This is a genomic window from Corynebacterium suicordis DSM 45110 (assembly GCF_015351405.1).
Taxonomy (GTDB): domain Bacteria; phylum Actinomycetota; class Actinomycetes; order Mycobacteriales; family Mycobacteriaceae; genus Corynebacterium; species Corynebacterium suicordis.
On sequence record NZ_JADKMY010000001.1, the window covers coordinates 543,382 to 555,512 of the forward strand.

9 protein-coding genes are annotated in these 12,131 nt (G+C 62.1%); 5 read left to right on the top strand and 4 right to left on the bottom strand.

Annotated elements, in window-relative coordinates; genetic code table 11:
* Window positions 1-102: 102 nt before the first annotated feature.
* Complete coding sequence (locus tag IRY30_RS02580; protein WP_194556523.1) at window positions 103-3,567, top strand: error-prone DNA polymerase; 3,465 nt, start codon at window positions 103-105, stop codon at window positions 3,565-3,567.
* A gap of 174 nt (window positions 3,568-3,741) precedes the next feature.
* Window positions 3,742-4,869, top strand: a complete 1,128-nt coding sequence (locus IRY30_RS02585; protein WP_194555829.1) for a CE1 family esterase — start codon at window positions 3,742-3,744, stop codon at window positions 4,867-4,869.
* Window positions 4,870-4,880: 11 nt separating this feature from the next.
* On the opposite strand, the gene IRY30_RS02590 is transcribed toward IRY30_RS02585, so the two are convergent.
* Window positions 4,881-6,065: a DUF4272 domain-containing protein gene (locus IRY30_RS02590; RefSeq protein WP_194555830.1), complete on the bottom strand. Its 1,185-nt coding sequence runs from the start codon at window positions 6,063-6,065 to the stop codon at window positions 4,881-4,883.
* 135 nt (window positions 6,066-6,200) lie between these two features.
* On the bottom strand, window positions 6,201-7,514 hold the full coding sequence (locus tag IRY30_RS02595) for a saccharopine dehydrogenase family protein (protein ID WP_194555831.1): 1,314 nt from the start codon (window positions 7,512-7,514) through the stop codon (window positions 6,201-6,203).
* Window positions 7,515-7,606: 92 nt separating this feature from the next.
* On the opposite strand from IRY30_RS02595, the gene IRY30_RS02600 reads away from it, so the two are divergent.
* From IRY30_RS02600 to IRY30_RS02610, 3 genes are read left to right on the top strand one after another with little or no spacing between them, the layout of a single operon-like run.
* Complete coding sequence (locus IRY30_RS02600; RefSeq protein WP_194555832.1) at window positions 7,607-8,128, top strand: tRNA (cytidine(34)-2'-O)-methyltransferase; 522 nt, start codon at window positions 7,607-7,609, stop codon at window positions 8,126-8,128.
* Window positions 8,129-8,165: 37 nt separating this feature from the next.
* Window positions 8,166-9,023 (top strand): bifunctional methylenetetrahydrofolate dehydrogenase/methenyltetrahydrofolate cyclohydrolase, encoded by an 858-nt coding sequence (locus IRY30_RS02605; protein WP_194555833.1) that lies wholly within the window; start codon window positions 8,166-8,168, stop codon window positions 9,021-9,023.
* 12 nt (window positions 9,024-9,035) lie between these two features.
* On the top strand, window positions 9,036-9,413 hold the full coding sequence (locus IRY30_RS02610; RefSeq protein ID WP_194555834.1) for a DUF3017 domain-containing protein: 378 nt from the start codon (window positions 9,036-9,038) through the stop codon (window positions 9,411-9,413).
* Between the two features lie 12 nt (window positions 9,414-9,425).
* Here IRY30_RS02610 and metX read toward each other — a convergent pair whose 3' ends face one another.
* On the bottom strand, window positions 9,426-10,595 hold the full coding sequence (gene metX, locus IRY30_RS02615; protein WP_374708555.1) for a homoserine O-acetyltransferase MetX: 1,170 nt from the start codon (window positions 10,593-10,595) through the stop codon (window positions 9,426-9,428).
* A gap of 26 nt (window positions 10,596-10,621) precedes the next feature.
* On the bottom strand, window positions 10,622-11,953 hold the full coding sequence (locus IRY30_RS02620) for an O-acetylhomoserine/O-acetylserine sulfhydrylase (protein WP_194555835.1): 1,332 nt from the start codon (window positions 11,951-11,953) through the stop codon (window positions 10,622-10,624).
* Window positions 11,954-12,131: the final 178 nt, after the last annotated feature.

A 12,131-nucleotide genomic window follows, 5' to 3' on the forward strand; every position in this document is an offset into this window, starting at 1 on the left:
TTGTTTTTCGACGCCACACTCCGGCGCTGTCTTAGCGGTGGCCTGTGCCTGAAAATAAAATAGAACACCTGACCTATTAGTGTGTATGCTGAGCATGTGTCTATGAATGCTGCGTCGCTGAGCTGGTCGAGGCTGGAGAGGATCCTCTCCAGCAAGTCCGCAGGCACCCTGCATGCCGTGGGAATCGGTGAAGGCCAGCGGGTGGAGTACTTCGACAAGAGGTATGACCCGGAGGCGGATGGGGCTGCGGGATCATCGGGGTCTGGGGGCTCGTCCGGTGCTGCGGGATCTGGGGCGGAGTCGACTAAGGCGGAGCCAGCCGTGCCCTTCGCGGAATTGCATGCCTGCAGCGCATACAACTTTCTCCGGGGAGCCAGCGAACCGGAAGAGATAGTAGAACAAGCCGTAGAACTGGGTATTAGCGCATTGGGGTGCGTGGATAGGGATGGGTTCTACGGGGCTGCCCGCTTCGCCGCAGCGGCGGCGGAACGGGGAGTGCCCACGGTGTTCGGCGCGGAACTATCCATCGATGGCGCGGAAGCCGCGGCCCTGACGGTACTGTGCCGCGGGCAAGAGGGATACCGCAGGCTGTCCCGCTTGATGACAGACGCGCACATGGCAGACCGAGACAAAGACGTGGTGGTGTATCCGCCGGTGGAGGAGATCGCGCGCTACGCATTCGATGAACACGAGCAGTGCCATTGGTTGATTGTGCTGGGGTGGGAGATGCGGCGTCGAACAAAAGAATTAGTACGCACGTTCGGGGCGGATAATTGCGTGGTGGAGCTGGTGCACACCATGCAACCCGTGGATGTGGATCACAATGATGAGCTGCACGTCCTGGCCATGGAATACGGGCTGAGGGAAATCGTGAGCTCCGCGCCCACGTGCGCGAATCCGCAGCGGGCGCGGCTGGCCGGGGTGAAACGCGCGCTGCATGAGCGCAAAGATGTGCGCGCCGCAGAGACCATCACGCACCCCCTGGGCGGGGCATGGATGCGCAGCGGCGCGGAGATGATGCGGCTGGCGGGGGATAACCAGTGGCTGCGCGATGCCGTGGCCACCACGGTGGAGGTGGCGCGGGAATGCACGTTCACCCTCAACCTCATTGCGCCGCAGCTGCCGCATTTCCCCGTGCCGGAGGGGCACACGGAGATGTCCTGGCTGCGGGAAGTCACCGCGCGCGGTGCCACGGTGCGTTACGGGGCTCGACCGAAAGAAGCAGGGCCGGAGAAACAGGAGGGGGTGGATCAATCCACGTCCGCTACCGCGCGGGCATGGGCAACCATCGATAGAGAGCTGCTGACCATAGAAAAGCTGGGATTCCCGGGCTATTTTCTGATCGTCCATGACATCGTCAGCTTCTGCCATTCCGCGGACATTTTGTGCCAGGGGCGCGGCTCCGCAGCCAACTCCGCGGTGTGTTTTGCCCTGGGCATCACCAACGTGGATGCCGTGGCGGCCGGGTTGTTGTTTGAACGCTTCCTCTCTCCGGAGCGCGATGGCCCGCCGGATATCGACGTGGACATCGAATCCGGTCGCCGGGAGGAGGCCATCCAATACGTGTATGCCCGCTATGGGCGGGATAACGCAGCTCAGGTGGCCAACGTGATCACGTACCGCCGCAAGGGTGCGCTGCGCGATGCCGCCCGCGCGCTGGGATACGCGCCGGGCCAGGTGGATGCCTGGGCACGTGGCACCGAGGAGCCCCCAGAGCTGGTGAGTACCGTGGCCGGGCAGCTCAAAGGACAGCCCCGCCACCTGGGCATCCACTCCGGCGGCATGGTGATCTGCGATAGACCCACCGCAGAGGTGGTGCCCACCGAATGGGCGCGCATGGAAAACCGCAGTGTGGTGCAGTGGGATAAGGACGATTGCGCCACCGTGGGCCTGGTGAAATTCGACTTGCTGGGACTGGGCATGCTGGAAGCCATCCACCACGCCTTAGACCAGGTCCGCACCCACCGCGGAGGCAGGAATATTGAGCTCTGGCGGCTAGACCCCGTGGAGAAAGAGGTCTATGACATGCTCACCCGTGCCGATGCCATCGGCGTGTTCCAGGTGGAATCACGCGCTCAGCTCAACACCCTGCCGCGCCTGCGACCCCGCACGTTCTATGACCTCGTGGTGGAAGTGGCGCTCATCCGCCCCGGGCCCATCCAGGGTGGTTCCGTGCACCCGTACATCCGCCGCCGCAATGGCGAGGAACCCGTGGTGTTCGATCACCCCTGCCTGGAACCCGCGCTGAGCAAAACCCTGGGTATCCCCCTGTTCCAGGAGCAGCTCATGCAGGTGGTGGTGGATGCCGCCGGTTTCAGCGGCGCGGAGGCGGATACCCTGCGCCGAGCCATGGGATCCAAGCGCTCACCGGAGAAGATGGAGCAGCTTCGCCAACGTTTCTACAACGGGTTGCGCGAGACCAACGGCATCACCGGCGAGGTCGCGGATCGGCTGTGGGACAAGATCGTGGCCTTTGCCTCCTACGGCTTCCCGGAATCTCACGCGCAATCCTTTGCTTCCCTGGTGTACTACTCGGCCTGGTTGAAGCACCATTACCCAGCGGAATTCTGCGTGGCTCTGCTGCGCGCCCAGCCCATGGGTTTCTATTCACCCCAATCGCTGATCGCCGATGCCCGGCGTCACGGCGTGCGCATCCTCCCTGTTCATATCAATGAATCGGATGTGCAGGCGGATGCGGTGATTGATTTCTCGACGCCACCTCCCACCACCAACACCCCTCGCGGCATCCACGGGCTGGGTCGCGGAACCGCAGAGCCCGTGGGGGCTCTTCGGATGGGTCTGGCCTCCATCAAAGGAATCGGCAAGGATGTGGCCACGCGGATCGTGGAGGTGCGCGAACGCCTCGGAGAATATCGGACGATCAGCGACCTCTCCCGCGAAGCGGATCTGACCGTTGCCCAGGTGGAGCACCTGGCCCGGGCTGGGGCATTGGAACCCTTGGGTATGTCCCGCCGGCAGGCGGTGTGGGCCGCGGGCATCGCCGCCACGGAACGGGCGGGGATGCTCCCCGGCACCTCTCACGTGGATGCTCCCGTTCTGCCGGGGATGAGCTCCTTCGAGCTGGCTGCCGCGGATCTGGCCAGCACCGGGGTCACCCCGGACGGCCACCCCGTGGAACTTTTACGGGGCTTCCTCAATACCTGGCATGAACAGCCCATCCGGACAGGAGCGAAAGCGGGGCAGAAGCGGGGCGGGGTGCCCGTGGTGGCGTCGGAAAAATTGCTGGAGATACCCGATGGAACGCGCATCCGTGTGGGAGGAATGGTGACCCACCGACAACGCCCCATGACCGCAGGTGGCGCGGTGTTTTTCGGGCTGGAGGATGAAACCGGAATGGCCAACGTGATGGTGACCAGCGGGCTGTGGACCAAGCAGCGGATCGAGGCTCTGAGCACGCGGCTGGTGGTGATCCGGGGGATTGTGCACAATGCGACGGGGGCGGCGTCGGTGACAGCGGATCTGCTGGAACCTGTGGAACCAGAGCTGGTGGCTGCGGGGATGGGACAGGCCGCGCGGCTGGGGAGTCGCTCGCGGGATTTCCAGTGAGGTGTTCGCGGGGATCTTCGCAGGGGCTGGTCAGGGAACCCAGCGGGGGAATCTGGTGTTGACACGCGATGTGCGACTCGTAGGATCAACGATGTGAAACACCGTGCCCAACCCACACCACAGCAGTTCAGGCGGAGGAGAACTATCGCTGTGTGTTTGGCATCGGTACTGGTAGTGACGTCCGGGTACATCGGTGCGCGCGTACAAACGGCTACTGGCTGGCCAAAAACAGTCAGCGTCCAAGAAGCCTCGGAGACGGGAGAAACCGCGGAATCCACGGAAGATGCCGTCCCGCGCGTACCTGAATCCGAACAACCCGACATCATGCCCGTGGCCCGAAGCTCCAACGGACAAGCGCCGTTGCAGGATGCCCCAAAACCAGGAACCAGCGGCCACGTCTGGGTGGATACCAACGGGGAGCGCCGACCCGCATACGCGCAGATCCCGCAAACCGCAGCAGAGGGGAAGCCCGTGCCCGTGGTGCTGGCATTCCACGGGTACCAGGAAAAGCCGGAAACGATGGCCGCGTACTCGGGACTGGGCAAGGCCTGGGGCAAAGACGGCGGGGACGGGGCCATCGTGGTGTACCCGGAAGGCAAGAACAAGGCATGGGAAGGAGCCCCCTACGCGGAAACCACCCACGGGCAAGATGTGCAGTTCGTGCGCGATCTGCTGGATAGGCTCAGCGCCACTTACCCGGTGGATGCCACCCGGATCTATGCAGCGGGAATGTCCAATGGCGGTGGATTCGGGCTGAAGCTGGCGTGCGAGATGCCAGAGCACTTCGCGGCCATCGCCAGCGTCTCCGGGGCTTACTATCCCGGTACATGGCGTAACTGTGCCACCAAGCAATCGGATCCAAACACTCCAGAGAGCATCACGTTCACCAAGGGGCCAGCCCTGCCATTCCTCGAGATTCACGGCGGGTTGGATTCCACCATCAGCTTTAACGGCGGCACACGGCACGGCAGTCCTTACTTGTCCGCCATGCGCCTGAGCAGCCTGTATGCGGCGCGCACAGCATGCTTCGGGGCACCAATGGCGGTGAAAGTCTCGGAGGAGGTTAACCGCACCGAGTGGAAGGGGTGCGCTGAGGATGCAGAAGTGATGCAGGTGGATATCGTCAACGCCGAGCACACCTGGCCGGGCGAAACCAAGGGTTATTCCGGCACGGGAGAGGCGCTGAATAGGCCAGCAACCGTGGCAGGCGGGCAAGGCCAGCGCACCACGGAAGTGATCTCCGCAACCAGCGAAGTGCTGGCGTTCTTTGAGCGGCACCGGCTGGATGTGGACGCTGGGTAGCGCCCAAGAAGCTAGGTGGAAAGATCCACGTCCGCGTAATCCACGTGCGGATGGGTCAACCAAGATAGCGCTCGGTGACGCTCCAGCAGAATGGAGCTTTGCACCGGCTCCAGCTGCAAGCCCAGCAATTCCTTGGCTGGATCCCCGCCGCGCTCGGTAATCTCGTTCGCCTTTAACGTCTGGTTCACCGCGTACCAGCGCATGGAATAGGTGTATTCCAGCACGTCGCAGATCTCTGGCAAGGTGCGTGGGCGCAAGCTCTTCCTGACAGTCTGGTGCGTCAAATAATCCGTAAGCACTGCTGGCTGGGGTGGGTTGAGCTCAAACGGATCAGCATCCGTGGCGCCGATAACCCACGCCAGCAGCTCCGCGGCCACAAAACCCCATTGCATCTGGAACGCGCCCTCAGTGAGCTCTGCGGGGTAGTTCGGGGATTGGCCCTCGCCGAAGGAATTGAAGCGTCGCACCGCAGCCAGGAATTCCGTCTCTTCCTGGGTCAGGTTGGATTCCGTGATCTGGAGATGAGTCAGGTATTCGTCGACGTTAACGGATTGCCCAGCCACCACATCCACGGCGATATGCGCCAAAGTGAGCAAGGATTGCGCCCGCTGGCGCACCTCAGAAGGCTTGCGCAGTACAACTTCAGATTCCCCGATGACCGGGGGCAGATAAGTGCTGATTAGGATGCCTTCTTCGAACAACCGCCCGCGGATGCGATCGCGCCGGATAATCGATTCTTCCGTGTGCGGGGCAGAAGGTGGCGTCGCACCCTCCGGGGTGCGGGGATCCAGTAGGTCAATGCCTTCACCGTTGCGCACGGATCCATCCCAGAGGAAGAAGATCGAGTTTGCCTGCTTTCCCCACGCAGAAAATTCTTCGGAGAAATCCGCCAGGGAATAGCCTTCGGGCCGTTCAAATACGTAGTGGCAGTGAGCTCGGGAAATGTGCTGGAACACGGAATGGATGCTGGAATTATAGGAACCTGCCCGCTCCACCCCGGTGTTGAGCGCATATCCGGCAAATCCATTCAGGTGTTCTTGCAGCTCGTGTGCATCGCTGCCCTCGTTTTGCTCGGAGAGGAAAGGGCCGTTGGCATCTTCGCTAATGAGTGAGCGCACAAACGTAGGGCCGTTTCCGGCTCCGAACCAGGGGATGGGGGTTCGGAGCGTGGAGTATGCGTTCACAAAGGTAGTCATGACGTTTAAGGATAGGGAACTACTGCCCCTCATGCGCTGCGAACAATCAAAATATGCAGCAAATAGGGGGAGTAGAGAAAATGCGGAGGCCTGCAAAGGTGCGCAGGCCTGGCAAGAACTTGAAGGCGCTGCGCCCTACTTGGCAGCGCCCGATTCGATGCTGAAGCCAGCTGCGCGCAGGCGGTCCACATACGCGGTGCCCAGGGCGGTGGCTGGCGTGAGGATTCCTCCCGCGCGCTGCGGGAACTTGTCCTGATCCAGCGCCAAGGTCAGCGCGGCTTCGCTGAGCATGGCGCACGTAGCCTTATATCCGGGATCACCCTGCGCGGAGACAGTGGAGGTGTAGCGCTTGCCGGATTCCGTGGTGCCGTAGTGGGTGGTCTTGAAGAAGCCACTCTCGCGGGATTCCTTGGATGGGCCATCGCCTGGTTCCGGCACCCAGCGGGAAAGCAGGGGGCGCAGCTTGTCCACGTTGAGCAGGGTAAATCCCAGACCCAATGCTCCGGCCAGGGCGAATGCGGTCAGTCGGCCCTTCAGGCCCGCACCGGTGGGCTGGTACTCGGCGTAACGCAGGCGCGGGCCATAAGCGTGGTCAAGCAGGGAATTGGAACGACGCACAACGCGCGTATTACTTCCGGCCATCAAGAAAGGCCCAGCCCAGCCCTCTGGGCCACCATGCTTCGCGGTGTTGATAATTCCGAAGTCAGGCTGTGAACCCAGCTCGGGATCGTCCTTCGATGGCTCGGCTGAACGATCAGCGCTGAGGCCATAGGGATCGCCAATCGCCTTCGCGCCCTCGGAGTCCTTCTTGGCCTCGGCGGTCTGCACGCGCATGGAATCGATGGTTCCTCCGGAGAGGCCACCCTTCATCTTGACCAACATCGTGGCCTCGGTGAGAGGTTCGCCGGATTCCTTGGCTGCCTCGTGGAGCATCAGCATGCCAATGTCGCTGGGGATGGAATCAAAGCCACAAGCGTGCACGATCCGGGCACCGGATTGCTCGGCAGTGGAGTGGAACTTGGTGATGGTGCGGTGCATGAACAGCGCTTCGCCACACAGGTCCACGTAGTGCGTGCCGGCCTCGGCACATGCGCGCACCAGCTCTTCGCCGTAGCGGGTGTATGGCCCCACGGTGGAGATAACCACCTTGGTCTTGTTCGCCATATCGCGCAAGGATGGGGCATCGAAAGAATCCGCGACCAGCAGTGGCCACTCGCGGGAGGCGGAGACACCCGTGTCCTGGGCAATCTCCTCCCGCACCTTTTCCAATTTGTTTTGGTTTCGGCCAGCCAGCGCGATGTTGGCAGAACCACTGTGTTGAGCCAGGTATTCCGCCACCAAGGTGCCGACAAACCCGGTGGCTCCATAAACCACCACGTCGTATTCCCGGTCGGATTGAGTGTTCGGGGTGGAGTCTGCAGAACGGTTATTTTCTGGTGATGTGTTCATGATCTCGAGCCTACTCACGGATGAGACATTGGTTCAGGGAGATCGATTGGCTATTTGTCCGCCCCGGGTGCACATCCCTAGGCTTATCGCTCATGGAGAGCGCAGTAGGCGAGCAGGAAACCGGCAATAAGCCCGAGGGCCACAACGGCCTGATCAACGTCATGTTTGATCGTCCCGTCATCCCCCCAAACACGGGAAATGCCATCCGCATGTGTGCCGGTTCCGGGGCCAGGCTGCACTTGGCCGGTCCGCTTGGCTTTAATTTCGACGAAAAGAACGTCAAACGCGCCGGGCTGGATTATCACGACCTGGCTGATGTCACCCAGCACGCGAACTTCCATGAGGCCTTTGCCGCGCTTCCCGATGCCAGGATCTTCGCCTTCTCCGCCCACGCGGAGGTGTGGTACACCGATATCCAGTATCAGCCGGGGGATGTGCTGCTCTTCGGGCCGGAACCGACGGGACTGGGTGAGGACATTCTGAGCCACCCGCGCATTACTCAACAGGTGCGGATTCCGATGCTTCCTGGGCGTCGAAGCATGAACCTGTCCAACGCGGCCGCGGTGGCAACGTATGAGGCGTGGCGACAGTTCGATTTCTTCGGCGGGGAGTAATCCCGCCCGCGGGGTCAGCCGTGGAATAATGAAACTCATGGCTGCAATCACCTTGGATGGAAAACTGTACCGCGATGAGATCTTCGCTGATCTCGCTACCCGCGTGGAAGCACTCCGCGAGAAGGGCATCACCCCGGGTTTGGCTACGGTGCTGGTGGGAGATGATCCCGCCAGCCATTCTTATGTCAAGATGAAGCACCGCGATTGCGAGCAAATCGGGGTGAACTCCATCCGCAAGGATCTCCCTGCTGACGTGACTCAGGAAGAGCTCAACGCGACGATCGATGAGCTCAACCAGGATCCCGCCTGCACCGGGTACATCGTGCAGTTGCCGCTGCCCAAGCACCTCGATGAAAATGCGGTGCTGGAGCGCATCGATCCCGCCAAGGATGCCGATGGCCTGCACCCCGTGAACCTCGGCAAGCTGGTGCTCAACGAGCCCGCACCTCTGCCCTGCACCCCGAACGGTGCGATCTCCCTGCTGCGTCGTTTCGACGTAGAGCTCAACGGAGCCAAGGTAGTGGTGATCGGCCGCGGCGTGACCGTGGGCCGTCCCATCGGCCTGATGTTGACCCGACGCTCGGAAAATTCCACCGTCACCCTGTGCCACACCGGTACCAAGGATCTGGCTGCGGAAACTCGCGAGGCTGACGTGATCGTGGCTGCCGCGGGTCAGCCCCACATGCTCACCAAGGACATGGTCAAGCCCGGAGCAGCCATCTTGGACGTGGGAGTCTCCCGCAAGGATGGCAAGCTAGCCGGCGACGTGCACCCAGAGGTCTGGGATATTGCCGGTGCCGTATCCCCCAACCCAGGTGGAGTGGGCCCACTGACCCGCGCTTTCCTGGTGCGCAATGTGGTGGAGCGGGCCGAGCTGCTGGCTCAGCAGGGCTAGTCGCCAGCGTTTATGTCCCATCCCATTCACAGCATCCCGCGCCCAAAACATCCGCACCTGGATGAAGAGCGCGCCAATTTGCTGGACAACCCGCATGATCGGGCTGTCCCGCCTTCGCCGCTGAACCCGCTGGCCCAAGCGGCCCTCGTGGCTATCTTTTTGGTGGGAGTCGCGGCTGCCGTGGTGTTCCTCGCCACCGAGCATTGGCGCCGGGGAGCAACCGCGTTTGGCGGTTCCCTGGTGTTCCTGGCGATCATTCGCTGGGTGGTCGATAGCCGGATCATGGGCGTGCTGGCCGTGCGCAGCCGCCGCTTTGATTCCTTCTTCAACGCCATCGTGGGCGTGGGCATGCTGTGGATCGCGGTCAGCGTGGATCCGCTGGGAAGCTAACAGCGAGGCTAACTAACCCCGCGCATCCCTGCCGATGTGTTCCGCCTTGAGCAGGAACTTCTGCAAAATCTGCCCCATCTGCCGCCCCTCAATGAGGAAGCCATCGTGACCCGTGGGTGAGGTGATCTGAGAGAGCCCAATGAAATCGCCCAGGTTTCGCGAGAGGTGCTCCTGCTGGTGCCACGGGTAGAGAATGTCCGTATCCACCCCGGCCACCATCGTCGGTACCTCGGATCGTGCCAGTGCCGCGTTCATTCCGCCCCGCCCGCGCCCAACATCGTGCCTGTTCAGGGCATCTGTGAGGGTGACATAGCTGCCGGCGTCGAAACGAACTTTGAGTTTGTCCGCATGCCGGTCCAGGTACCCTTCCACCGCGAAACGCTGCTTGCTTCCCCGGTAGGGGCCGTAGGGGTCTTCGCCTCTTTGTGGGTCGACGCCAAACCGCTCATCCATCTCCAGCTCACCCCGGTAGGTGAGGTGGGCGATCCGGCGGGCTTGCCCCATGCCTTCCGCCGGTGATTCACCGGTTTCGTAGTAATCCCCACCGTGCCAGTGCGGGTCTGCCTCCACGAAGCGGATCTGGCTGGATTGCAGGCCAATCTGCCACGCGGATGCGCGCGCGCTCACCGCGATGGCCAGGGCGGCACCCACGTAGTCGGGGTGCATGAGCGTCCACTCGAGAGTGCGCGCCCCGCCCATTGATGCGCCGATCACCGCCTGCACATGCGTGATGCCCAGGGTGTCCAGCAGCGCTTTTTCCGCGGTGACCATGTCTCGGATGGAGATGCCGGGGAAGCGAGAACCCCATGCCTTGCCATCCGGGTGCGTGGACCCGGGGCCGGTGGAACCGGAGCATCCGCCCAGCACGTTCGCGCAGAGGATGAGGTAGCGGGTGGTGTCCAGCGGCTTGTGCGGGCCCACCATTTCCGGCCACCAGTCCGCCAAGTTCCCATCACCGGTCAGCGCATGCTCGATCAGCAGCACTGGCCGATCCTGCACATCCAAGCCCGGCTCGGGACCTTCGGAAAAATCGGCATAGTTGGGGTCGGCCGAGGTGGCGTCGTAATAAGCAAACAGCTTTAACTGCACATCGGGGATGGTCACGCCGGCCTCGGTGACCACATCCCCCACGGAAATGTGGGTGGAGGAGCCGGATGCGGGGAGGAGGTCGGCGTGCAACATGGGGCCTTTCAACAAGGGGGGAGAAACTAGATGGCGGCGAAACCGAGCTGCAAGTCGGCGAGGATATCCTCGATATCTTCAATGCCCACAGACAGGCGGATGGTGGCCTGGGAGATGCCCGCGCGGGTCAGGCCGGCTTCATTGGACTGCGAGTGCGTGGTGCTGGCGGGGTGGACCACCAGTGAGCGCACGTCACCAACATTAGCCAGGTTGGAGTGGAGCTTGAGGGCATCGATGAAAGCCCATGCCTGGGCGCGGGCTTCATCGCTGTTGATGTCATCCGCAGCCAAGGTGAAGGCCAGGACGGAACCGGTGTACTCCAGGCCCAGCTCCTGCTTGACGGAGTACCACGGGGAGGATTCCAAACCGGCGTACTGCACGGAGCCCACCTTGGGGTTATCCGCGAGGAACTCGGCGACTGCGCGGGCGTTCTCATTGTGCTTGTTCACGCGTAGGGAGAGGGTGTCCAGGCCCTGGGCGATGACCCACGCGTTCAGCGCGGAGAGCGTGGCGCCGGTATCGCGCAGCAGACCCACCCGAGCCTTGAGGCCGAAGGCAGCCGGGCCCAGATCCGCGTACTTCAGGCCGTGGTAGGCAGCGTCCGGGGTAACGAAACCGGGGAAGACAGGCTTGCCGTTTCGCTCCACGGTCCAATCGAACTTTCCGCCATCCACCAGGATGCCGCCCAGTGCGGATCCGTTGCCGGTGTAGAACTTGGTGAGCGATGCCACCACGATGTCCGCGCCCAGCTCCAGCGGGCGTACCAAAGCAGCCGTGGCCAGCGTGTTATCCACAATCAGCGGAACCTGGTTATTGTGCGCAACCTCAGCGATAGCGGGGATATTCAGCACATCTGCCTGTGGGTTGGCGAAGGTCTCGCCGTAGAACGCCACGGTGTTGTCCTGTACCGCTGCCTGCCAGGAGTTCACATCATCCGGGTCCTCCACAAACGTGACCTGCAGGCCCAGGCGAGCCAACGTGTTCTGGAAGAGCGTTTCAGTACCGCCGTAAAGGCGAGGGGAGGTAACGATGTGATCGCCCGCACCAGCGATGTTAAGAATGGCCGCTGTTTCCGCCGCCTGCCCGGATGCGAAGGCGACGCCATGCACGCCACCTTCCAGAGAAGCCACCCGATTTTCTACAACCTCCACCGTGGGGTTTGTGAGGCGGGAATACACGGGGCCGAGATCCTCCAGAGCGAAGCGCTGCTTGGCGTGCTCTGCGGAATCGAATACGAAAGACGTGGAGAGGTGGATAGGCAGGTTACGCGCGCCGGTGGGATCTACGGTTTGGCCCGCGTGGATCTGGCGGGTGGCGAATCCCCAGTTGTCTACATCTGAGTTGTCGTACTTAGTCATGGTTGTTCCTTTAGGTTTGATGAATCTGCTTTTGGCTGACTCTAGTCGCATCGGGAGGCAAAACAAACCGCTTTGTCTAGTTTTGTAATTTTTATCTGCGTCTTCGCTGGTCGGATTGTTGCAAACGGTAGACAATGCTGTCTATTTGGGGGAATGGAATCGGGTGTTCAGGCGATCG

Excerpts from the sequence above, each read along its gene's own strand:
- IRY30_RS02580 (WP_194556523.1), top strand. The coding sequence starts at position 103 with ATGAATGCTGCGTCGCTGAGCTGGTCGAGGCTGGAGAGGATCCTCTCC.
- metX (WP_374708555.1), bottom strand. The coding sequence starts at position 10,595 with ATGTTGCACGCCGACCTCCTCCCCGCATCCGGCTCCTCCACCCACATT.
- IRY30_RS02595 (WP_194555831.1), bottom strand. The coding sequence starts at position 7,514 with ATGAACACATCACCAGAAAATAACCGTTCTGCAGACTCCACCCCGAAC.
- IRY30_RS02620 (WP_194555835.1), bottom strand. The coding sequence starts at position 11,953 with ATGACTAAGTACGACAACTCAGATGTAGACAACTGGGGATTCGCCACC.
- IRY30_RS02605 (WP_194555833.1), top strand. The coding sequence starts at position 8,166 with ATGGCTGCAATCACCTTGGATGGAAAACTGTACCGCGATGAGATCTTC.
- IRY30_RS02610 (WP_194555834.1), top strand. The coding sequence starts at position 9,036 with ATGTCCCATCCCATTCACAGCATCCCGCGCCCAAAACATCCGCACCTG.
- IRY30_RS02600 (WP_194555832.1), top strand. The coding sequence starts at position 7,607 with ATGGAGAGCGCAGTAGGCGAGCAGGAAACCGGCAATAAGCCCGAGGGC.
- IRY30_RS02590 (WP_194555830.1), bottom strand. The coding sequence starts at position 6,065 with ATGACTACCTTTGTGAACGCATACTCCACGCTCCGAACCCCCATCCCC.